The 22073-nt window shown below is 62.2% G+C and carries 22 protein-coding genes; 11 read left to right on the forward strand and 11 right to left on the reverse strand.

The features are described from left to right. Window positions 1-777, forward strand: a 777-nt coding sequence (locus HMPREF3138_RS27045; protein WP_246828715.1) for a phosphoenolpyruvate carboxykinase (ATP), incomplete at its 5' end; no start/stop codon positions are given. A gap of 46 nt (window positions 778-823) precedes the next feature. Here HMPREF3138_RS27045 and HMPREF3138_RS09635 read toward each other — a convergent pair. After that, on the reverse strand, window positions 824-1468 hold the full coding sequence (locus tag HMPREF3138_RS09635; protein WP_038877691.1) for a TetR/AcrR family transcriptional regulator: 645 nt from the start codon (window positions 1466-1468) through the stop codon (window positions 824-826). 93 nt (window positions 1469-1561) lie between these two features. On the opposite strand from HMPREF3138_RS09635, the gene HMPREF3138_RS09640 reads away from it, so the two are divergent. The 5 genes from HMPREF3138_RS09640 (at window position 1562) to HMPREF3138_RS09660 (ending at window position 6992) form a co-directional block, all read left to right on the forward strand. Beyond that, a complete protein-coding gene (locus HMPREF3138_RS09640) occupies window positions 1562-2260 on the forward strand; it encodes a DAPG hydrolase family protein (RefSeq protein ID WP_038877693.1) in 699 nt (232 codons plus the stop codon). Between the two features lie 84 nt (window positions 2261-2344). After that, window positions 2345-2731 carry a GFA family protein gene (locus tag HMPREF3138_RS09645; RefSeq protein ID WP_038877695.1) on the forward strand — a complete coding sequence of 129 codons (387 nt, stop codon included), beginning with the start codon at window positions 2345-2347 and terminating at the stop codon, window positions 2729-2731. Between the two features lie 90 nt (window positions 2732-2821). Continuing rightward, complete coding sequence (locus HMPREF3138_RS09650; RefSeq protein ID WP_038877699.1) at window positions 2822-4126, forward strand: MFS transporter; 1305 nt, start codon at window positions 2822-2824, stop codon at window positions 4124-4126. A gap of 170 nt (window positions 4127-4296) precedes the next feature. Further along, on the forward strand, window positions 4297-5553 hold the full coding sequence (locus HMPREF3138_RS09655) for an MFS transporter (RefSeq protein WP_038877702.1): 1257 nt from the start codon (window positions 4297-4299) through the stop codon (window positions 5551-5553). Then, window positions 5550-6992 carry a glycoside hydrolase family 32 protein gene (locus tag HMPREF3138_RS09660; protein WP_070558947.1) on the forward strand — a complete coding sequence of 481 codons (1443 nt, stop codon included), beginning with the start codon at window positions 5550-5552 and terminating at the stop codon, window positions 6990-6992. Before HMPREF3138_RS09655 ends, HMPREF3138_RS09660 begins: the two co-directional genes overlap by 4 nt. A gap of 41 nt (window positions 6993-7033) precedes the next feature. On the opposite strand, the gene HMPREF3138_RS09665 is transcribed toward HMPREF3138_RS09660, so the two are convergent. The 3 genes from HMPREF3138_RS09665 to HMPREF3138_RS09675 form a co-directional block, all read right to left on the reverse strand. After that, window positions 7034-8035: a LacI family DNA-binding transcriptional regulator gene (locus tag HMPREF3138_RS09665; protein ID WP_038877706.1), complete on the reverse strand. Its 1002-nt coding sequence runs from the start codon at window positions 8033-8035 to the stop codon at window positions 7034-7036. A 72-nt stretch (window positions 8036-8107) separates the two neighbouring features. Then, on the reverse strand, window positions 8108-8671 hold the full coding sequence (locus HMPREF3138_RS09670) for a HutD/Ves family protein (RefSeq protein ID WP_038877707.1): 564 nt from the start codon (window positions 8669-8671) through the stop codon (window positions 8108-8110). Beyond that, the gene (locus HMPREF3138_RS09675) at window positions 8671-10041 is read right to left on the reverse strand and encodes a formimidoylglutamate deiminase (RefSeq protein ID WP_038877709.1); all 1371 of its coding nucleotides are present in this window, start codon (window positions 10039-10041) and stop codon (window positions 8671-8673) included. The genes HMPREF3138_RS09670 and HMPREF3138_RS09675 overlap by 1 nt, the downstream gene beginning before the upstream one ends. A 180-nt stretch (window positions 10042-10221) precedes the next feature. On the opposite strand from HMPREF3138_RS09675, the gene hutC reads away from it, so the two are divergent. From hutC to HMPREF3138_RS09695, 4 genes are all read left to right on the forward strand, one after another. Further along, complete coding sequence (gene hutC, locus HMPREF3138_RS09680; protein WP_038877712.1) at window positions 10222-10977, forward strand: histidine utilization repressor; 756 nt, start codon at window positions 10222-10224, stop codon at window positions 10975-10977. A 157-nt stretch (window positions 10978-11134) separates the two neighbouring features. Beyond that, entirely contained in the window at window positions 11135-12358 is a 1224-nt protein-coding gene (gene hutI, locus HMPREF3138_RS09685; RefSeq protein WP_038877714.1) for an imidazolonepropionase, read from the forward strand. After that, a complete protein-coding gene (hutG, locus tag HMPREF3138_RS09690) occupies window positions 12355-13158 on the forward strand; it encodes an N-formylglutamate deformylase (protein WP_038877716.1) in 804 nt (267 codons plus the stop codon). The genes hutI and hutG overlap by 4 nt, the downstream gene beginning before the upstream one ends. 244 nt (window positions 13159-13402) lie before the next feature. After that, entirely contained in the window at window positions 13403-14938 is a 1536-nt protein-coding gene (locus HMPREF3138_RS09695) for a serine hydrolase domain-containing protein (RefSeq protein WP_038877718.1), read from the forward strand. Window positions 14939-14941: 3 nt separating this feature from the next. Here HMPREF3138_RS09695 and HMPREF3138_RS09700 read toward each other — a convergent pair whose 3' ends face one another. Both HMPREF3138_RS09700 and HMPREF3138_RS09705 read right to left on the reverse strand, forming a co-directional pair. Further along, window positions 14942-15472: a chorismate mutase gene (locus HMPREF3138_RS09700; RefSeq protein WP_038877720.1), complete on the reverse strand. Its 531-nt coding sequence runs from the start codon at window positions 15470-15472 to the stop codon at window positions 14942-14944. Window positions 15473-15586: 114 nt separating this feature from the next. After that, window positions 15587-16090, reverse strand: a complete 504-nt coding sequence (locus HMPREF3138_RS09705) for an anti-virulence regulator CigR family protein (protein ID WP_004941297.1) — start codon at window positions 16088-16090, stop codon at window positions 15587-15589. Window positions 16091-16531: 441 nt separating this feature from the next. Here HMPREF3138_RS09705 and HMPREF3138_RS09710 point away from each other — a divergent pair, with 441 nt between their 5' ends. Continuing rightward, complete coding sequence (locus HMPREF3138_RS09710) at window positions 16532-16711, forward strand: hypothetical protein (RefSeq protein ID WP_025160261.1); 180 nt, start codon at window positions 16532-16534, stop codon at window positions 16709-16711. Window positions 16712-16764: 53 nt separating this feature from the next. Here HMPREF3138_RS09710 and HMPREF3138_RS09715 read toward each other — a convergent pair whose 3' ends face one another. The 5 genes from HMPREF3138_RS09715 to HMPREF3138_RS09735 form a co-directional block, all read right to left on the reverse strand. Further along, entirely contained in the window at window positions 16765-17646 is an 882-nt protein-coding gene (locus tag HMPREF3138_RS09715; protein WP_025160262.1) for a nucleoside-specific channel-forming protein Tsx, read from the reverse strand. Between the two features lie 373 nt (window positions 17647-18019). Further along, window positions 18020-18292 carry a hypothetical protein gene (locus HMPREF3138_RS09720; RefSeq protein ID WP_004941292.1) on the reverse strand — a complete coding sequence of 91 codons (273 nt, stop codon included), beginning with the start codon at window positions 18290-18292 and terminating at the stop codon, window positions 18020-18022. Window positions 18293-18365: 73 nt separating this feature from the next. Then, the gene (gene yddG / locus HMPREF3138_RS09725) at window positions 18366-19259 is read right to left on the reverse strand and encodes an aromatic amino acid DMT transporter YddG (protein ID WP_038877724.1); all 894 of its coding nucleotides are present in this window, start codon (window positions 19257-19259) and stop codon (window positions 18366-18368) included. A 91-nt stretch (window positions 19260-19350) separates the two neighbouring features. Beyond that, window positions 19351-20721 (reverse strand): APC family permease, encoded by a 1371-nt coding sequence (locus tag HMPREF3138_RS09730; protein WP_070558949.1) that lies wholly within the window; start codon window positions 20719-20721, stop codon window positions 19351-19353. Window positions 20722-21029: 308 nt separating this feature from the next. Continuing rightward, window positions 21030-22073 (reverse strand): glutamine synthetase family protein (locus tag HMPREF3138_RS09735; protein ID WP_038877726.1); only part of this gene is annotated, 1044 nt, incomplete at its 5' end.

A 22073-nucleotide genomic window follows, 5' to 3' on the forward strand; every position in this document is an offset into this window, starting at 1 on the left:
GGCGGCTGCTACGCCAAGACCATCAAGCTGTCGCCGCAGGCGGAGCCGGAAATCTATCAGGCGATCCGCCGCGATGCGCTGCTGGAAAACGTCACCGTGCTGGCCGACGGCAGCATCGACTTCGACGACGCCAGCAAGACCGAGAACACCCGCGTCTCCTATCCGATTTATCACATCGAGAACATCGTCAAGCCGGTGTCTAAAGCCGGCCATGCGCGCAAGATCATCTTCCTGACCGCCGACGCCTTCGGCGTACTGCCGCCGGTATCGCGCCTGACGCCTGAGCAAACCCAGTACCACTTCCTGTCCGGCTTCACCGCCAAGCTGGCCGGCACCGAGCGCGGCATCACCGCGCCGACGCCAACCTTCTCCGCCTGCTTCGGCGCCGCGTTCCTGTCGCTGCACCCGACGCAGTACGCCGAAGTGCTGGTGAAACGCATGGAGGCCGCCGGCGCCCAGGCTTACCTGGTCAACACCGGCTGGAACGGTACCGGCAAGCGCATCTCGATCAAAGATACGCGCGGCATCATCGACGCCATTCTGAATGGCGACATTGAGCAGGCCGAGACCTTCACGCTGCCGATCTTCGGGCTGGACGTGCCGACCGCGCTGCCGGGCGTCGATCCGTCGATTCTCGATCCGCGCAAAACCTATGCCGACGAATCGTTGTGGCAGGAAAAAGCGCAGGATCTGGCGCAGCGCTTTATCGATAACTTCGCCAAATATACCGTCACCCCGGCGGGCGAAAAACTGGTGAACGCCGGGCCTAAACGGTAACGGCATTCCCCCGCTCAAGGGCCGATTCGTCGGCCCTTTTTTGTTTTCACTCCTCTCCCAGCAAACCCGGCATCACCAGCGCCACCGCCGCCGCGATGCGCTCGTCGATCGCGCTGCCCGGCGGCAACAGCCCCAGCGTCATCTGCCGCAGCGGTTCGGCGATGGTCATCGCCAACAGCAGGTCGCTGGTTTGCGCCCAGTCGCGCTCACGCAGCCACCCGCACTGCTGCTGGCGCTGCAGCCAGTCCGCCACCGTCGCCCGGCCGCGCTGAATACCGTTGCGCTGGTAGCTCTCCAGCAACCCCTCGCGCCCCGGAAATTCGCTTTGCAGCAGCCGGAACATGCCCACCGCTTCCGCACTCAGCACCTGCTGCGCGATGGCCTGCAGCCCTTTTTCCAACAGCGGCGCAACCGCCGCCCGCTGCCCGGCATCTTGGGCGAAGGCCGGCTGAAACGCCTCGGTCCAACCGCTTACCACCTGCGCCACCAGTTCGTCGCGGTTGGCGGCAAAGCGATACAGGGTTTTTTTAGCCACCCCGGCGCGTTTCGCCACCGCATCCACCGTTGCCGCGGCATAGCCGCCGTCGAGCAACAGCGCCAGCGTCGCCTGCGCCAACGCGGCGCGCAGTGCCGTTTCCGGCGTGGCCGGCCGGCCGCGAGCACGCAGCGGTTCGTCATTCGGGTTCGCCATATTTATTCCTCACAAGCATTGACAGACTCAGCATAGCGGCATAGTTTTATTTTGGAAACACAATTCGTTTCCAAAATAAAATAGGAACCCATTATGACACATCCTTCCCTGCTGGCGCCGTGGGGCGTTAACGATATCAACGAGTTGCTCAAACCTGAACCGCTGCGGCTGGAGATGGGGCTGAGTCGCAGCGCCGACGGTTTGCTAACCGTCGCGGTCCGTACCGATCTGCACGGCTGCAAGGGGCGCATGCTGGACTGGTGGTTCACCTTCTTTGAGAACACGCAGCACATCAACTGGTGGCACCCGCACGATCACGTCGAACACCGCGGCTGGGATCGCCACTGGAAAAAGGGGGAAAGCTACGTCGGCGCCAGTATCGAAGCGGTCGAGTGGCTGGCGGAGCTGCCGCCGGTCGCGGCGCGCCTCAAGTTTCACGCCGCCGAGGACTTCTTCGCCCCGCAGCCGCTGCGCCAGGCGCGCGACGCGCAGGCGCTCTCCGCCGCCGTTTGCGCGCGCATCGGCTTCGGTGACCAGGTGGCGCTGGATGACAACGGCGATCCCTGCGACGGCGAGATGCTGCATCTGGTGCGCGACACGCCCTATGGCTGCGTGCTGCGCAGCCGCTTCCTGCTGGGCAAAGCCTGCGCCAACGCCCACGACGAGCTGCCGGACGACATCGGCTTTAACCTAATGCGCCACTGCTACAACGAGTTCAGCTATCTGGCGCAGTTCCTGCCGTCGCTGTACTACGCCGAAAACGGCCGCGAACCGGCGCCGTTGCTCTGGTAATGCATCAGCGGGAACCTGTTAATTTTTCGCGATATTGCTATAGTGATTTTCATCGTTTTCCCCTGCGCTCATGACGGAGACATCATGGAAAATCCCTGCTATAGCGGCGGCTGCCTGTGCGGGCATATTCGCTTTCAGGCGCACGGCCTGCCAGGCAACCCACACAGCTGTTCCTGCGATTTTTGCCGCCGCCACTCCGGCGCGCCGACGCTCTGCTGGGTCGAATTTCCGCGTCAGGCCGTCGAGTGGAACGGGCCGGGCGGCATGCCGGCCCTATACCGTTCTTCACCCTATTCCAGCCGCGCCTTTTGCCCGCGCTGCGGCAGCACGCTGGGGGCGATCGACGACGAGCCGACGGTGGCGCTGGCCACCGGCAGCTTCGATCGGGCCAATCTGCCGGAGTTGCGCCCGACCTCACATGCGTTCGCCGATGTTTGCCCCGAATGGTGGCGTACAGACGGCATGCGCTGATCGCCTCACAGTTCCCGCTGAAATCAATTGATTGTTTTGTCGTATAAATTTAGAACTGACGAACAATAATTCAAAAGTATGGGAACGGGGATGAATCAACAGACTCTCGACGCGCGCCGCTCGCGTCAGGCGTTGCTGGCCGGCTCGGTCGGCAACTTTATCGAATGGTATGAGTTCGGGGTGTACGGGTTCCTGGCCACCGTTATCGCCGCCAATTTTTTCACGCTGCAGGGTGAAAATGAAATCACCAGCCTGATCCTCACCTACGCCGCCTTCGCGCTGGCGTTTTTCTGTCGGCCGATCGGCGCGGTGATCTTCGGCCGCATCGGCGATCGCATCGGTCGTCGCCCGACGCTGATTGCGGTTCTGCTGCTGATGACGCTAGCCACCGCGCTGATCGGCGTTATGCCGACCTATGCCTCGATCGGCGTCGCCGCCCCGCTGCTGCTGACGCTGCTGCGCATGTTTCAGGGGCTGTTCGCCGGCGGCGAATTCGGCGGCGCCGTGTCGCTGATGACCGAGTTCGCCCCGAAGGGCAAGCGTGGGCTGTTCGGCGCCTGGCAGTCGCTGACCGTCGCGCTCGGCCTGCTGGCCGGCGCTGGGCTGGTGGCGCTGCTGGCCGCGCTGCTCAGCGCGCAGCAGCTGCATGACTGGGGCTGGCGCATTCCCTTCCTGCTGGCGCTGCCGATGGGCGCCGTGGCGCTGTGGCTGCGGCTCAAGCTCGAGGAAACGCCCACGTTCACCCAGGCGCAGCAACAGGCGGAACACGCCGCCGCGCCGCCGGAAGCGAAGCTGGGCGGCGTGGTGAAAACCATTCTGATCGGCATCGGCCGCATGATGGGCTGGTCGGCCGCCGGCTATACCTTCCTGGTGGTGATGCCTTCCTATTTGCAAACTTCATTACACGCCACCTTCCAGCAGGCGCTGGTGGCGACGGTGCTGGCCAACGTCGGTTTCGCCCTGACCATTCTGCCGGCGGGCATCATCAGCGACAAACTGGGGCGTAAAACGGTGATGCTGACGGCGGTGGCGGCGGTGATCCTGTTCACCTTCCCGCTGTTGCACCTGTTGCAGGATGCGCAAAGTTCACTGTGGGCCAAAGGGCTGGCGGTCATGATCGCCGGTGCCGTGGTCGGCCTGCTGGCCGGCCCCGGCCCGGCGATGCTGGCGGAGATGTTCCCGACCCGGGTGCGTTATACCGGCTTGGGGCTGGCTTACTCGCTGTCCAATGCGGTGTTTTCCGGCTCGGCCGGGCTGATTATCACCGGCCTCATCAAACAGACCGGTAATATCGACATTCCCGCCTACTACGTGGTCGCCACCTCGGTGGTCAGCCTCTTTGCGCTGATGACGCTGCGCCGCGACGACCATCTGCGCTCGCTGAACGAACGTTAATCCTCCGGGGGCACATCGCCCCCCCTTGCCAACTCGTGACCTCGATCACAACGCCAAAATGTTAACGTTAACTTTTGTGATTAACATCGCACGCGTGATATCTGCTAGCTTCATCCCCTCGTGAGTTAACGTTAACAATAGAGCTAACTTCACTCACCGGGGCCCTACCCATGAACCGCGAAACTAAAAAATATTACGTGCTGCTCAGCGGCCTGCTGTTCTTCTTTTTCTTCACCTGGTCTTCCAGCTTTTCGCTGATCTCACTGTGGCTGAATCAGAAGATCGGCCTGAAAGGCGCCGAGACCGGCCTGATCTTCTCCGCTATCTCGTTGGTGGCGCTGTGCGCACAGCCACTGTACGGGTTTATTCAGGACAAACTTGGGCTGCGCAAGCACCTGCTGCAGTTTCTCGGCGTGATGCTGCTGACCGGCCCGTTCTTTATCTACGTTTACGCCCCGCTGCTGGCCAGCAGCCTGCCGCTCGGCGCACTGGTCGGCGGGGTATTTATCGGCGCCACCTTCTTCGCCGGCATCGGCGCGCTGGAATCTTATACCGAGCGAGTCAGCCGCATCAGCGGTTTCGAATTCGGCCGCGCCCGCATGTGGGGATCGCTCGGCTGGGCCAGCGCCACCTTTTTGGCCGGTTTTATCTTCAATATCGATCCGAACATCAATTTCTGGCTGGCCTCCGCCGCCGCCTTGGTATTCCTGTTGCTGCTCAGCCAGGTGCGCGAGCTGAAGCCGAACGCCATGGCGGGCCTGGCGTTCGGCAAACCGGAAAATCTGCGGCTGCAGGATGCGCTGGCGCTGCTGCGTATGCCGGGCTTCTGGGCGCTGGTGGTGTTTGTGCTCGGTATCAGCGTGTACAACGTTTTCGATCAGCAATTTTCGGTCTACTTCGCCTCGCAGTTCGCTTCTCGCGAACAGGGCAACGAGATGTACGGCTTCCTCAACTCGCTGCAGGTCTTCCTCGAAGCCGGCGGCATGTTCCTGGCGCCGCTGCTGGTGAACCGCATCGGCGCCAAACAGGGGCTGTTGCTGGCCGGTGGCGTGATGGCGCTGCGCATGTTCGGCTCAGGCTTGGTCAGCGGCGCATTGATGATCTCCGCCATGAAACTGCTGCACGCCGTAGAGTTGCCGATCCTGCTGATCGCTATCTTCAAATACATCGCCAGCCGCTTCGACAGTCGCCTCTCCTCAACGCTTTACCTGGTGGGCTTTCAGTTCATCACCCAGGTGATGGCCAGCTTCCTGTCGCCGCTGGCGGGCTACGGTTATGACCGCATCGGCTTTGCCGACACCTATCTACTGATGGGGTGCGCGGTCGCCGCTACGACGCTTGTCTCCTGTTTCCTGCTGCGCGGCGAACGTTCCGCCAGCGCAACCCCCTTACAATCCGCCATTAAATCAAGTGAGTCTGTCCAATGAACACTGCCTTAGCTCAAGCCGACCATGCGGTCGAAGCCCTGCGCGCAGAGCGCCGAGACGAATACTACCCGCAGTTCCATCTCGCGCCGCCCGCCGGCTGGATCAACGATCCCAACGGCCTGATCTGTATTGACGGCGTCTATCATGCCTTCTTCCAGCATCACCCCTATAGCGAGCACTGGGGCCCCATGCACTGGGGGCACGCGACCAGCCGCGATCTGATCCGCTGGCAGCACCAGCCCATCGCCCTGGCGCCCGATACGCCCTATGACAAAGACGGTTGCTTTTCCGGCTGCGCCGTGGATGACAACGGCGTGCTGACGCTGATTTACACCGGCCACGTGTGGCTGGGCGAGCCCGGCGACGACAGCCAGGTGCGGGAAGTGCAATGTCTGGCCACCAGCGAAGACGGCCTAGGCTTCGTCAAGCACGGGCCGGTGCTGGCCGCGCCGGACTGCATTCAGCATTTCCGCGATCCGAAAGTCTGGCGCGAGAACGGCGAATGGTGGCTGGTGGTCGGAGCCAAAGAAAACGGCCTGGGCCAGGTGCGCCTGTACCGTTCTGCAGACCTGCGCGCCTGGCGCTTCGACCGAGTGCTGGCCGGTGCGCAGGCGGCGCATCAAGGGTATATGTGGGAATGCCCGGATTTCTTCCCGCTGGGGGAACAACACCTGTTGTTGTTCTCACCGCAGGGGCTGGCGGCACAGGGCTACCGCTACCGCAATCGCTTCCAGAGCGGCTATCTGCTCGGCCACTGGCGGCCTGACAGCGACTTTAGGGTGACCCAACCCTTCTGCGAGCTGGATGCCGGCCACGATTTCTATGCGCCGCAGACCTTCACCGCCGCCGACGGCCGTCGGCTGCTGTTTGCCTGGATGGATATGTGGGAATCCCCGATGCCCAGCAAAGCGCACCGTTGGGCCGGCGCCCTCACCCTGCCGCGTGAGCTGACGCTGGCCGCCGACGGCAGCCTCCGCATGAACCCGGCGCGTGAACTGACGGCGCTGCGCCGAGAATCGCACACCTTTTTGGCACAGACGCTGACCAATCAGCAGCGGCCGCTGGCGGACGACGTGCAGGAACTCACCCTGACGTTGAGACCGGCCGACAACGACGCCGAGCGCTACGGTCTGGCCATCGGGAGTCCGGCGCGGCTGTTCGTCGACAATCAGGCGCACCGGCTGGTGCTGGAACGTTTTCATGAAAACCGCGCCCTGTGCACCTGCCGCAGCGTGCCGCTGCCAGAAGGTGACAGCCTGTCGCTACGGATCTTCATTGATCGCTCATCGCTGGAGATCTTCGTCAATCAGGGGCAGGCCTGCCTGACCAGCCGAATTTATCCGACGGCGGGCGATCGCCGCCTCAGCCTGTTCGCCGAAGGCGGCCGGGCACAGTTTGAGCCCATCACGGGATGGCAGTTGGCAAGCCTCTGGGGATAATGGGAATGAGCACCGGGCGCAGAGCGACGCACCCGGTGCGCTTACAGCGAACCACGCTCCAACAGCGGGCAAGGCACTTTCACCGTCTCACGCGGCTCCCGCTGCTCAATCACATGCAGCGCCGCAAGGCGGCCCAGCTCGTAATGCGGCAGCTGCACCGTCGTCAATGCCGGCAGGAACAGCTCGCCGGTGCCGACCATATTGTCGTAACCCAGCACCGCTACCTGTTGCGGTATCCGCCATCCTTGCGCCAGCAATACCTGATACACCAGAAAGGCTATCCGATCGTTCCCGCACACCACGACATCGCAATCGCGCCTTCCTGCAGAGAAATGCCGCTCCAGTAGCGCGACACAGTCGCGATAGCTTTGGTCGCCGCCGCTCAGTTCGAGATGATACTGCCGCAGCTGTTCAACATCGCGCCCCGCTTCGCGCCAGGCGCGTTCCAGACCGCGACGGCGCAGGCCCGCCGCCAGCGTATCCGCCGGTAAATGAATGCACAGTGGCGCGCGATAGCCTTTGGCGATCAGCGCGCGCGTGGCGTCATACTGCCCTTGCTCGTCATCAGGAATGTAGCTGGCGATCGAATGTGCCGGGCTGACGCAGTTGGCCAGCACCAGCTTTTTGTCCAGCAGTTTGGCCGGCAACGTCACCTCACGCAGCCCCATCGTGGTGAAGATCACCCCATCAGGACGATGCGCCAGCAGCAGATCGACGGTCTGTTCGGCGTTGTCGTCGGCAAACAGGTTGACGACGAAGCTGTTCCAGCCTCGCTCGCGCGCGGTTTTCTCAATCGACAGGATCATTTCCACCGAGAACGGCGTCGTGGCGGTGTCCAGCGCCAGCACGCCGAGCGTCTGCACGCGATTTCCGTCACCGCGAATACGCCGCGCCGAGAGATCCGGCACGTAGTCCAACTGGTCGATAGCCTGTTTGACGCGGCGGTAGGTTTCCGGCCGCAGCTTGCCGGGTTCATTGATGGCGCGGGACACCGTCATCAACGAGACTCCGGCAAGTTTTGCGACGTCTTTCAGCGAAGCCATGCGCCCTTCTTTATGATGATTAATGGGAAAAAGTGAATAATCCCATAACCGGGCGCAGGACTCTACTCTGCGTTAGCAGGCTGTGATGTTCGCCCACAGGAGAGCGCCGTCGGCCGTCAGCGGCGCCACTTCACCGCCCACCGTCTGCGCCGCCCACCAGACGCCCTCGCGCGCCCGCAGTTCGCCGCCCCCCGGCAGCGACCAGACCCCGCTCAGCACATACAGCACGCCCGCCTGGTGGGATAGCAGGGTGACAGGCGCCGTGCTGCGCCGCACCTCGGCCGCCTGCCGGCCGCGGCGCGTCATGATGTTGAAATCCTGACTGGCGCCGCCCAGCAGCGTCGCTTCCAGCGCCACGTCGCCGGAGAACGCGAACGGTTCCCCGACGCGAGCCAATTGATGGTCGATATGCCCGGCGCTGAACAGCCGCACGCCGTCGCCTTCCAGCAAAGTGATCGAGCGGTCGATGCCCGTAAAGGCGGAAAACGGCCCGTCCTGCGCGATGGTAGCGATGCTGGCGCGCCAGTCAAAATCCTGCGCGCCCGGGGGCCAGCTGACAATTTCACGGGTTTCCCCACCGCCGTTGCGCCACGGGCTGACCGGCAGCGCGGCGAAGCTAAAACGGGTCAGGCTCATTACGCCTCCTGCTGAAAGGTTTTCAACACCTGCAGGAACTCGGCGCTGCTCTGCTGCTGCAGCGCGTGCCGCCCCTGCTCGATCACCTGCCGGCCGCCGACGAACACGTCGCGAATTTGCGCTTTGCCGCCGGCGAACAGCCAGCGGTTGAGGATCGAGGCGTCCGGCGCCGCCGCCAGATACGGGTCGTCGCCGTCCAGCACCAGCCAGTCGGCGCGATAGCCGCTCTGCAATCGGCCGATCGGCGCGCCGCACGCCTGCGCGCCGCCCTGCAGCGCCTGCAGGTACAGCACATCGCCCACCGCCGACTGTTCCGGCGTCGTCAGACGGTTGCGGCGCTGATCGCGCAGCCGCTGGCCGTATTCGAACCAGCGCAGTTCTTCCACCACGTTGAGCGAAACGTGGCTGTCGGAACCGATGCCCCAGCGCCCCTGCCGCTGCAGGTAAGCGTCGCCGGGGAAAATGCCGTCGCCGAGGTTGGCTTCGGTGGTCAGGCACAGGCCGGCCACCGCGCGGCTGCGCGCCAGCGCTTCCAGCTCATCGCGATCCAGATGGGTGGCATGCACCAGACACCAGCGCTGATCGACCGGCAGATGATCATACAGCCAGGCCACCGGGCGCTGCCCGCTCCACGCCAGGCAGTCGTTCACCTCTTTTTGCTGCTCGGCGATATGAATATGCACCGGCAAAGTGCGATCCGACGCGGCCAAAATCTGCTGCATCTGGCCCAGCTCCACCGCACGCAGCGAATGGAAGCACAGCCCCTGATTCTGCAACGGACGATCCGCCAGCTGGCGGGCAATCACCTGCTGCTGGTGCAGATAGCTTTCGGTATCCTGGATAAAACGTTTCTGCCCCGGCTGCGCCGGTTGCGCGCCGAAACCGGCGTAGCTGTACAGCACCGGCAGCATCGTCATGCCGATGCCGGCCTGATGCGCGGCCTCGCTGAGGCGGCCGGTCATTTCACCGCGATCGGCGTAAGGCTTACCGTCGGCGTCGTGATGCAGGTAGTGGAATTCGGCCACCTGGGTGTATCCGCCCTTGAGCATTTCGATATACAGTTGACGGGCGACCACCTCCACCTGCTCCGGCGTCAGGCGCTGCACCAGGCGGTACATCAGATCGCGCCAGGTCCAGAAGCTGTCCTGCGGGTTGCCCGCCACTTCCGCCAGCCCGGCCATCGCGCGCTGGAAAGCGTGGGAGTGCAGGTTCGGCATGCCCGGCACCGCATCGCCGTGCAGCCGGATGCAGCCTTGCGGTTCAGCGTCGGCGATAACTTGAGTCAGATAACCTTGCGCATCGACGTCCAGCCGGACGTTATGCGCCCAGCCCTCTGGGAGCAAAGCGCGTGGGGCAAAATAAGCAGGCATGGCAGTATTCCACTGTTGGTGTAACGGCGAATGAGGCGCGGCGATGGCGCGCATTCAGGAATTTTTGGCGGTCGCCGGCAAGTTTCTGGCGCGACGGCCACTAGTTGTATATACATATACATACGCCGACATCAACAGTAAACTGGTGTTATTATTTTTTTATTTGACGAGGTTAACGTCGTGGCTGAACAACAGACCGTGTTACAACTGGCGGCTGCAATGAGCGATGCCCCCGCCCCGATCTACCAACGGGTCAAACAGGCGATCGTGAATCAAATCCGTGCGGGGCATTGGCAACCGCACCAGCGCGTGCCCTCCGAAAGTGAACTGGTGGCGGAACTGGGCGTCAGCCGCATGACCATCAACCGCGCGCTGCGCGAGCTGACCAGCGAAGGTTTTTTGATTCGCATGCAGGGCGTCGGCACCTTCGTCGCCGAAGCCAAAGCGCATACCGCGCTGCTGGAAGTGCACAACATCGCCGATGAGATCGCCGCGCGCGGCCATCGCCACAGCAGCAAGATCCTCGAGCTGAAGGCCCGAGCGGCCAGCGAGGAAGAAGCGACGGCGTTGGGCATTCAACCCGGCCAACGGCTGTTCTACTCGCAGATCGTGCATTACGAAAACGATGTGCCGGTGCAGGTGGAAGACCGCTGCGTCAACCCGCTGGTGGCGCCGGATTACCTGAAGCAGGATTTCGACCGCGTCACGCCTTATACCTATCTGACGCAGGCCGCGCCGCTGACCGCCGGCGAGCACATCGTCGAAGCGGTGATCCCCACCCTGCGCGAGCGCGAGCTGCTGCAGCTGGAAGACCACGAACCCGGCCTGCTGATCCATCGCCGCACCTGGTCCGGCAAAACCGTGGTGACCTCGGCCCGGCTGCTGTACCCCGGCAGCCGTTATCAACTGTTCGGCCGCTTCACCAGCGAAGTCTGATTCCCGGCGGGCGCGCCCTGCGCCCGCATCTCCGCGGTCGATCACATCCTGATAACAAAATCTCTCCCGCCTCTTGTGACATCCCGGTGAATGCGTTAGGTTGTTTTTAATTGTATATACAACCATGTGGGAGCTGCGGCTCCGGCGGAGGAAAGCAATGACGTCTGAGATTCACTGTGACAGCCTGTGGCACGGCGCCGATATCGTCACCATGCGCGACGGCAACTATCACACCCTGACCGACGGCGCGATCGCCGTACGCGACGGCAAGATCGTCTGGATTGGCGAACATGCGGCGCTGCCGCCCGGCCTGATCGCGGACGAAACGGTGAAATTCGACGGCGGCATCATCACCCCCGGCTTTGTTGACTGCCACACGCACCTGGTGTTCGGCGGCAACCGCAGCGGCGAGTTCGAACAGCGGCTGAACGGCGTGAGCTACGCCGACATCGCCGCGCAGGGCGGCGGCATCATTTCCACCGTGAAAGCCACCCGCGAGGCCGACGAGGCGCTGCTGCTGGAGCAGGCGCTGTTCCGCCTGCGGCCGCTGCTGGCGGAAGGCGTCACCTGCGTGGAGATCAAATCCGGTTACGGCCTCAGCCCGGAGAGCGAACTGAAGATGCTGCGGGTGGCGCGCAAGTTGGGCGAGCTGCTGCCGGTCGAGGTGAAAACCACCTGTCTGGCGGCCCATGCGCTGCCGCCGGAATACGCCAACCGCGCCGACGACTACATCAATCTGGTCTGCGATACCATCATTCCGCAGGCGGCCGCCGCCGGGCTGGCGGATGCGGTTGACGCCTTCTGCGAACATCTGGCGTTCTCACCGGCGCAGGTGGAGCGGGTCTTCGCCGCCGCCGAGGCCGCCGGTCTACCGGTCAAGCTGCACGCCGAGCAGCTCTCCGCCCTCGGCGGCAGCACGCTGGCGGCGCGCCATCACGCACTCTCCGCCGACCATCTCGAATACGCCACCGAACAAGATGCCCGCGCCATGGGCGATGCCGGCACCGTGGCGGTGCTGCTGCCCGGCGCCTATTACCTGCTGCGCGAAACCCAGTGCCCGCCGGTAGAGCTGTTCCGCAAGCACCACGTGGCGATGGCGATCGCCAGCGACGCCAACCCCGGCACCTCGCCGGCGCTGTCGCTGCGCCTGATGATCAACATGGCCTGCACGCTGTTCCGCCTGACGCCGGAAGAAGCGTTGGCGGGCGTTACCACCCACGCCGCCAAAGCGCTGGGGCTGCAACACAGCCACGGCACGCTGGAAACCGGCAAGGTGGCGGACTTCGTTCACTGGCCGCTGTCGCGGCCGGCGGAACTGGCTTATTGGTTGGGCGGCCAGCTGCCCTGTACGGTGATTTTCCGAGGAGAAGTACGTCAATGACCATTCGCGATCCTTTTAGCTTCCAGAGCGGCAGCCTGCCGCTGCTGATCAGCATCCCGCACGCCGGCACGCAACTGACGCCGGCGGTCGAGGCCGGGCTGACCGATGACGCCCGCCCGCTGCCCGATACCGACTGGCACATTCCGCAGCTGTACGACTTCGCCCGGGCGATGGGCGCCAGCGTGCTGGTCGGCAACTATTCGCGCTTCGTCATCGATCTGAACCGCCCGGCGGACGACAAGCCGCTGTACACCACCGCCACTACCGGCCTGTATCCCGACGTGCTGTTCGACGGCCGCCCAAGCTTCCTGCCGGGCAAAGCGCCGACGGACGCAGAACGCGCCGGCTATCTGCAGCAGATTTGGCAACCTTATCATCAGCAGCTGCAAGACGAACTGGCACGCCTCAAGGCGCGGCACGGCTATGCGCTGCTGTTCGACGCACACTCCATCGCCTCGGTGATCCCGCGGCTGTTCGACGGCCAGCTGCCGGACCTCAACCTCGGCACCAACGGCGGCGAAAGCTGCGCCCGGGCGCTGAGCGATCGGCTGGTCGCCTGCTGCGAGCAGCAACAGCAGTACACCCACGTGCTGAACGGCCGCTTCAAGGGCGGTTACATCACCCGCGCCTACGGGCAGCCGCAGCAGCAACAGCATGCGATCCAGCTCGAACTGGCGCAGGTGAACTACATGTCCGAACAGTATCCTTACGCATTCGAACCGCAGCGCGCCGCCTCGCTGCAGCGCCTGCTCAAGCAGATAATTGAAGGCCTGTTGGACGGCGCGGCCAAACTCAACTGATCCCTCTGTAGGCGCCGCCGGGCGCCTGTTTCTCCCCCTGCCTTTAGCCGCAACGTCAGCCGCAATCTGCGCGCTATATCAAAGTTTCGCGTGATTCCCCACTGACTGGTCTAAACAGCGCACAAAACAGCGGCCGACGAAAAACGCACTGCGCCACAATCAGCCGAAAAGCCCGCGCTCATCGTCAGCGCCGGGCGGCGTGTGGCCGAGCTGGCCCGTTTCAAACCATCACTCTGGAGGCCCTATGTCTGTAACACCGTTAAACTGGCGCGCTGCCGGCGCCCTCGCCGAACAATTGCTGGCCGGCTGGCAACGGCGTGGCGAACCCGGCGGCGCCATCACCCTGTTTGACGCCGAACAACTCCGTGCCACCGCCTGCGCCGGCCTGGCCGATCTGGCGCAGAATACCCCCTTCACCGTCGACAGCGTGGTGCGCTACGCCTCCGTGACCAAACATATCTTCGCCGCGCTGGCGCTGAACGCCACCGGCTGCGCCATTCGGCTCGATCAGCGCCTGGGCGAACTGCTGCCCGCCCTGCAGCCTGCGCTGGCGGACGTCACCGTCGGCCAGGCGCTGGACATGACCGGCGGCCTGCCCGACGTGCGCGAGACGCTCGGCTTGCTCGGCATCTCGCTGCACGCCGTCAGCGAGGCGCAGCCGGTCATGCAGTTTGTCGAAGGGCTGGAGAAGTTGAACTACGAAGCGGGCAGCGAGATCGCCTACAGCAATACCGGCTATCGGCTGCTGGAGGCCGCGCTGCGCAGCAAAGGGTATGATTTCGACCAACTGGTGCAACAGCACATCGCCCGGCCGCTGCAGGTACAGATGCAGGCGCCGGAAAGCTGGTTCGACGTGGTCCCGGGGTTGGTGCCGGGTTACTGGCGGGCGCCGCAGGGCTGGCAACACGCCAGCGCCGGCCTGCACCTTTCCGCCTCCGGTAGCCTGACCGGCAGCCTCCACGCCCTCACCCGCTGGCTGCAAACGCTGCTGGCCGACGAGGGCCCCGGCCAGGGCGTGCTGGCGCAACTCGGCGCCCCGCGCCGCCTCAATCAGGGCCAGTTCAGCGCCTATGGCCTGGGACTGGCGCAAACCCCGCTGGGCCGCCGCCGCTTGCTCGGCCACGGCGGTTCCCACGCCGGTTACAAAACCTATTTCCTGCTGGCGCCCGATCGCCAGGTCGGCGTCGCGCTGGTGGCCAACCGCGAAGACTGCGACAGTTTCGGTATGGCTTTGCAGGTGATGGCGGCGCTGCTGGGCGAACCTTTGCCGCAGCGCAGCACGGCGATCCCCGACGGCCTCTACGCCACGCTGGCCGAGCCGCACTGGCTGGAGGTTAAAGACGGCAACCTGGCCTATCTGGGCAGCGGTGAACCGCTGTATCAGGGCGAGGACGGGTACGCGGTGTCGCTGTCCGCCCATATGCCAATCAAATTGAAGTGGACCGGCGAAGCGGTCGAGGGCGAAGTCGGGCATGTGGCGCGCCGTTTTCTCCCGGTCACGGCCAACGGCGACTGCCTGAAGCATGTGCAGGGGCTGTGGTATCACCCGCACTATCGCACCGCTTTTGAAATTCGTGGCGATCGGGTACATATCGGCGTCGGCCCGGCGGCGCAGACCGGTACGCTCAGCCCGCTCGGCCAGGGCCGCATGCTGGTGGAGTGCCAGGACGGCCCGTGGTTAAAACGCTTTTGCCTCTATTTCCGCGGTTACAACGTGGATCTCATCGCCAACCGCAGCCGGATGCTGACCTTCCACCGCAGCACCGTCGGCCACGACTGACGCTCAGCCTGCGCTGCCGGTTTTGACCGCCAGCAGCGCATCCGCCAGCCGCCGTTTGTCGGCGGCGCTGAGGTTCACCTGATCCACCGACGCCATAAACGCCGCCCGATCCGCTTCGCCAAGCGGGCCGGCACGCAGCCGCTCCGCCAGCCGTTGCAATATCTGGCTGCTCAACCGCGCAATCTGCGGGCGCACCTGCGTCAACGGGCGCGGCTGCCAACCGGTTTCCGGGCTCGCCAGCCAGTCGGCACGATAGCGATACTGAATCGCCTTGGCGGCGTCCATCTGCGCGGCGATAAAAGGCCGCACCGACGCCGGTTCAAGCCCCAAACGCCCCGCCTCCGCCTGCGCGCTGGCCAACACCTTCGCCTCCTGCGCCAGGTCTTCGATCGGCAAATGCTGCTGGGCCTTGTAACCGGCAACGTCCTTCATCAACGACAGCCGTTGGTTCACCAGCTCGCCGAGGGCGGCAGCGCCGTCCGCCAACGCCGGAAAACTGGTCAAACAACAGGCGATCAATAACGCCCTGAACATGGCACCTCCCTTATGATGCGGTGAAAACGTCAGGCCTAAAGTTCACCACGTCCGCCCCGCGCTGGCAAATAAAAAGGCCCCGCCGCAGCGGGGCCCGATAACGCTCGACAGGCGTTAGTCGAACACGCCGTTGATGACGGAGGCCACAATCGCGGTGCTGAGCGCGACCAGCACCAGGTCGTCGCCGGCGATACGCCACTCATACCCCGGGTACTGCGGCAGCTCGCGCAGCATCGAGTAAGGCACCACTTTTTTGGCGATACCCGGCGGCAGCGGTTTACCGCGCGCCAGATTTTTGGCGATGCCCGGCGGCAGCGAGCTGTAGCCGGTCAGGCCATAGTTGTGCGCCAGCGAACGGGCGCGGTCGCGCGAGAGGCTGACTGATACCAGATTATCGTCGTTCCTATAGCCGCCTTTATCTTTATTGCCTTTGTTGCCGTGATTGCCGTTGTTACCGTTGTTGCCATGGTTACCGTTATTGCCGTGATTGCCGCTGTTGCCATGGCCATTACCGTTGCCGTTACCATTGCCGCCTTTGTCGGCCAGAGCCGGAGCGGATGACAACCCCAGTGACGCAATCAGCGCCAACACCGTTAGGGTCGTACGACGTTTGTTCATGTTGTGTATTCCTGCGTGGGTGACTCTATTGACTATAGCGGGCCGTTCCCGGACGAAGTATAAGGAAAACTCCGAGATGATGGCGCGCGAGACGGCAGACGCGCCAAAATCTTGTTTTAACGCAAAACGCCTCGAAAATGCCGATACTTACCTCAGATTTTTCTTGAAGAAAAATAAGCCTTACGCTAGCGTGGGAAAGTAACAAAAAAGAGTTAGCGTGCTCTTTTTCGTCGCACCTCAAATCTTATTCTTATCATCCATAATGATAATAGCGAACACTTCCCGCCTCTCCGTGCGGGATTCTTTTTCCCGCCGCAGTCGCCCTGATAGGGTGCTTTATGTTGAGATTTAGTTGCCGATAATTTACATTCGCTGTCTGAGAAACCTCAACCTCCCGCGGTGGCCAGGCTGGCAACGGGTGGGCGTTCAGGAGCAAAAGACGTGCAAATGACCCTCATGGAATACATCACTCGGCACTTTAACGGCGATCTTCATCGGTACGCGCAGTCGGAAGGCGTCAGCCGTGAACAAATCATTAGTTGGATAAATAATGAATGTCACGTGATCAAAGGCAGGCTGTTTATGCCGGTGAAGCATCTCCCGGTCGAACAAGCCCAGTGATGACGAAAAAAACCCCGCCAGGCGGGGTTTTCTGTTTCTGATAACACGGAAAATCAGAAGTTATAGCCGACCACGAGGTAATAACCCCAACCGGTAGACTTGATCGGGCCCTGCGGGGTGCCGATATCCGCGCCATCCTGCCACTGGCCGCCGTTATGGAAATAACGCGCCACGAAAGAATAGTGCCAGTGATCGTAATTCAGCGCCAAAATATGGCTGGAGGCGATCGAGTTGCCGGTGCGTACCTGTTTGCCGGTGCCGTCAACCCAATGGCTGTCCTTGCCCAGATCGGAACCGAAGTCAAAGTTGGTGAAGCCGATGTAGCTCAGGTTGCCGCCCCATACCTGGGTCAATGGCACGAAGTATTTCACCTTGAAGCGGTAACCGTCCCAGCTGTTCTCGTTGGCAGCCTGGTAGTTTTCCCACTGGTATTTGGCATAGATGTTCATCGACAGGCTCATCGGCAGGCCGGTGTCGATATCGGTACCCAGACCCATGTACCAGGTATTTTGACGGCCGTCGGCGTTGTGGCCCAGATCATAGATGTAGTTGTTGGCGAAGTACCACTCTTTGAACGGCCCGAAGCTCAGATCGGTGCCGGTCAGTTTGTCGATGGAGAAGCGCGGTTCAATCTCCATAAACAGCGGGGAACCTTTGTTCCAGATGCCGCGATCCGGGGTGTTGCCCACGCCGAAGAACTTCGGCACGTCAACGTAGCCGTAGAAATCGAACCAGTCTTTCTTGGCGAAGGCTTCGTATTCGAGATACACGTCGTTGTTCAGCTGCGGTCCGAAGCGGGTGTGGTAGCTGCCCACCACGTTAACGCTCTGGTGCCACCAGTCGGAGACGTATTGACTGTCTTTGCTATCAGCCATTGATGATGCACTGTAAGACGCTGCGAGCAGTACACCTGCTGCGAGAGCTATTTTTTTCATTTTATTACCACATGCTTAAAGGGCCATTTCCTGCCCGTTTAGAAAAGATGACAATGAGTCTGCCGACACCTGGCGTTGTCTTCACACAGAAACTCGGATGACGCGCGCATTATAGAAACCACTGACTGTAAGAATCTGTGATCCAGTTACGCATTTCGCGAATAGGTAATCGATTGCGTTCACATTTGTCAAATTATGTTTCATGCAAATTCACATTCGCTGTGATTTTTGTCATGCACCGCGTTTTTTAGCGCAGTTTTTGAGCCAAATGACATCAGGGCGTCATCTGGTCACCATTGCGTCGTGGAAAAGAAAAAGCCGACGTATAAACGTCGGCCTTCATCAGAATGAGGAGAAAGTGCGGAACGTCAAATCAGTTCACCGCCGGCACCGCCTTGGCGATATTTTCCTGGCGGAACGCCACCTCCTCGCCGTTTTTCACCTCCCAGCTGGCGACCGGAATGTCGGTCTTGGGCGCCGCCGCAACGACCGAACCATAAATCAGCTTGTCGTCGCGACGCAAAATATAAACGTCGAGCTGATATTCATGCCGCAGATTCGCCGTGGTCAGGCGCACGGTATCGCCGCGCTCATAGTGATGCACGTCGATTTCGGGTTGTTGAATAAATTGAATGTCGCTTCTCATCATCGTCGTTCCTTCAGGCAACATGGCTAGTTAAATTCTAGTTCAACATTGCGCCGACGGCGGATAATTTCCGTTAATTTCCGCGAGTTGCCCGCCAGCAGATCAACGAGCCGAGGGTAACCATCGCCACGCCCTGCCAAAAATTGGCGGTCAGCGAGGTGTGCAATACCAGCGCGGCGAACACCGCCGACAGCACCGGGGTAAAATAAGAGACGGTGGCCAGCAGCGTCATGTTGCCGTGCAGAATGCCGACGTTCCAGGCGGCATACCCCGCTCCCATCGCCACCCCGGCGCACAGCAGCGTCACGGTCACGCCGAGGCTGAACTGCATGCCGCTTTCCGCGCTGAAGGCATACTTCAGCCACAGCGCGAGCGCGGTCAGCACGATAAACAGCACCACGCCGTTGCTGCCCTGGGCGATCTTCTTGGTCAGGTTGCAGTACAGCGCCCAGATCACCGCACCGCTGAACGCCAGCCCGTAGCTGAGCGGATTGCTGCGCACGTTGGCCAGCATTTGCGCCGGCGACCAGCCGCCCTCGCCGCTCATGATCCAGCCGATGCCGAACAGCGACAGCAGCAGCCCCGGCAGCAGCCACCATTTGGCCTTTTGCCCGTTGAGCGCCAACGCCATCAACACGGTGAAACAGGGCCACAGGTAGTTGATCATGCCCACTTCTATCGCCTGCAGGCGGGTATTGGCGTAGCCGAGCGACAGCGACAGGCAGATCTCGTAGCTGACGAACAGCAGGCTGCCGACGATGAGATAAGGCCGCGGAAAGCTGCGCCATTTCGGCACGCCGAGCGCCACCAGCAAGAACGCCGCGCTGACGCTGTAGATCATCGCCGCGCCGCCGACAGGCCCCAGCCCTTCGCTGACGCTTCTGATCAGGCCGACGACGCTGCTCCACAGCACAATGGCCAATAAACCGAACAGCGTGGCGCGGGTACGCGAGGGCAAAGCGGGCATAAGGTAGGTCCAATAGGTTATTTTTTATCAGGTTTTTCACTCTACTGCTGCACGCGCCAAAAAGAAAGGCGGGAAACTCCCGCCTGTGAATTTATTGCTGCGGTTGCCGCTCCAGCTGCGGCGGCGGTTGGCGAAAACGCCGGGTCAGCCAGGCTAAATAGCCGAAGCCCAGCGTCGCCCAGATCAATCCCATGGTCAGCGAGCTCTTCTCCAGGTTCAGCCACAGCACGCCCACCGTCAGCGCCCCCACCAGCGGCAGGAACAGGAAGTTGAAACGATCCTTCCAGCTTTTGTTGCGCCCTTCGCGAATGAAGAAGTGGCTGATCACCGACAGGTTAACGAAGGTAAAGGCCACCAGCGCGCCAAAGTTGATCAGCGCCGTGGCAGTCACCAGATCGAATGACAACGCAGATAGCGCCACCAGCCCGACCATCAGCACGTTGAGCGCCGGCGTGCGCCATTTAGGGTGGATGTAACCGAAGAATTTCTCCGGGAACACGTTATCGCGCCCCATCACGTACAGCAGGCGCGACACGCTGGCGTGCGACGCCAGGCCGGAGGCCAGCGTGTTGATGAAGGTCACGCACAGGAAGATCGACTGGAACAGCTTGCCGCCTACGTACAGCGCGATCTCCGGCAGCGCGGCATCGGGCTGGTGGAAGCGTTGAATGGACGGGAAAAACAGCTGAATAAAGAACGACACGCTGATAAAGATCACCCCGCCGTACAGCGCGGTCAGGAAGATGGCGCGCGGGATCACCTTGGCGGCGTCGGGCGTCTCTTCGCACAGCGTGGTGACCGCATCGAAGCCGAGGAACGAGAAGCACAGGATAGTGGCGCCGGTAATGATCGGCAGCAGGTGCGCATTCTCGCTGAGGAACGGCCGCAGGCTCCACACCGTGCCCATCCCCTCGCCGTTGTGCAGGCCGCGCACCACCAGGTAGATGAACACCAGAATGATCGCGACCTGCGCCAGTACGAACAGGGTATTGAAGTTGGCCACCAGATTGACGCTTTTCAGGTTGATGGCGGTAATCAAGATAACGAAGCCCACCACCCACACCCAGGGCGGCACTTCCGGGAACAGCGCGGTCAGGTAAATCTTCGCCAGCAGCGTGTTGATCATCGGCAGGAACAGATAATCGAGCAGCGATGACCACCCCACCAGAAAACCGACGTGCGGGTTGATCGCCTTCTGCGCATAGGTGTAGGCGGAGCCGGCGGTAGGAAACTGGCGCACCAGTTTACCGTAGCTGATGGCGGTAAACAGCACGCCGGCCAGCGCCAGCAGATAGGAGGTCGGCACATGGCCGTCGGTGAGGCCGGAGACGATGCCGAAGGTATCGAACACCGTCATCGGCGTCAGATAGGCCAGGCCCATCACCCCCACCTGCCACAGCTTGAGGGATTTGCGCAGCTGCGGTTTGCCCGCCGGGCCGCCGTCGATGGCTTTAATCGTCATGGCATTTCCCCTCTTGGTCCTCTGCTGTCAACCGTGCAACGTCATTCAGAGAGGCCGCGGGGAAACTGCTGCTCAGGCGGCGGGAAAAACGGGTTGGGGTCAATGTCGGGCGGCCGGCGACCGGCCCGTAGGTACTGCGGCACAGGCAAACGTCTGCGCAGGGGGATGACTGAGTCATGGTTATTTCCTCGTCGGCGTCCTGTACGCCGTGATAGAAGAAATTCTGTACCGCAGCGCGCAGCCTCACCGGCCACAGGAGAGCCGATGAAATGCGCCGGACGCGCGCGGTCGTCGCAGGGTGAGCGGGATCAGGCGTTTTTCAGCATCCACTCGATTTCGGTTTCGGTGATCAGGCGCTCGAACTGCACCAGCTCATCGGTTTTGCAGGCCAGGTAGACATGGCTGAAGCGTTCGCCCAGCAGTGCATTGAGCACCGGCTGATGTTCGAACTCGTACAGTGCGTCACTCTGGCGAATCGGGAACGGCAGCCCGTCCTGCTCCAGCCCGTTGCCGGTCACCGGCTCAGGCAGCGGCAACGCGCTTTCCAGGCCGTAGACGATGCCGGCCAGAATGGTCGCCATCACCAGATAAGGGTTGGCGTCGGCACCCGCCACGCGGTACTCCACGCGGTGGTTATCGCGATCGCCGCAGGGAATGCGCAGCGCCACGGTGCGGTTGTTATGCCCCCAGGAGGCCTGGGTCGGCACATACATGCCGGGTTGGAAGCGGCGGTAGGCGTTGACGTTCGGCGCCAGCAGCGCCATCGAAGACGGCATCAGGGCGATCATGCCCGCCAGCGCCTGTTTCAGCAGCACCGAGTCTTCGCCATCGTCGTCGGCGAACACGTTGTTGCCCTGCGCGTTCAGCATGCTGATGTGCACGTGCATGCCGCTGCCGGCGTGCTCCTCATACGGCTTGGCCATAAAGGTCGCCTGCATGTTGTGGTTCTCGGCCACCATGCGCACCAGCCGCTTCAGCGCCAGCGCGTGATCGCAGGCCTGCAGCACGTCGTCGGTATGGTGCAGGTTGACTTCGAACTGCCCCGGCGACGCCTCCGCCACCGCGCCGTCCGCCGGAATGCCCTGCAAACGCGCCAGTTCGTCGATCTCGCTCAGCACGTCGGCGAAATGGTTCAGGTTATCGACGGAATACACCTGGCTTTGAGTGTTGCGCTCTTGCGTGCCCGGCGCGCACGGCGGCTGCAGATAGCCCTCCGCGTCGCGTTGACGATCGATGAGATAGAACTCCAACTCTACCGCTACCACGGGGGAAAGCCCGCGCTGACGCAAACGCTGCCACACTCGGTTCAGCACATTGCGCGGTTCAACGTCAAAGGGAGTGCCATCTTCATC

It is taken from the genome of Serratia sp. HMSC15F11, from assembly GCF_001808215.1.
GTDB lineage: Bacteria > Pseudomonadota > Gammaproteobacteria > Enterobacterales > Enterobacteriaceae > Serratia > Serratia nevei.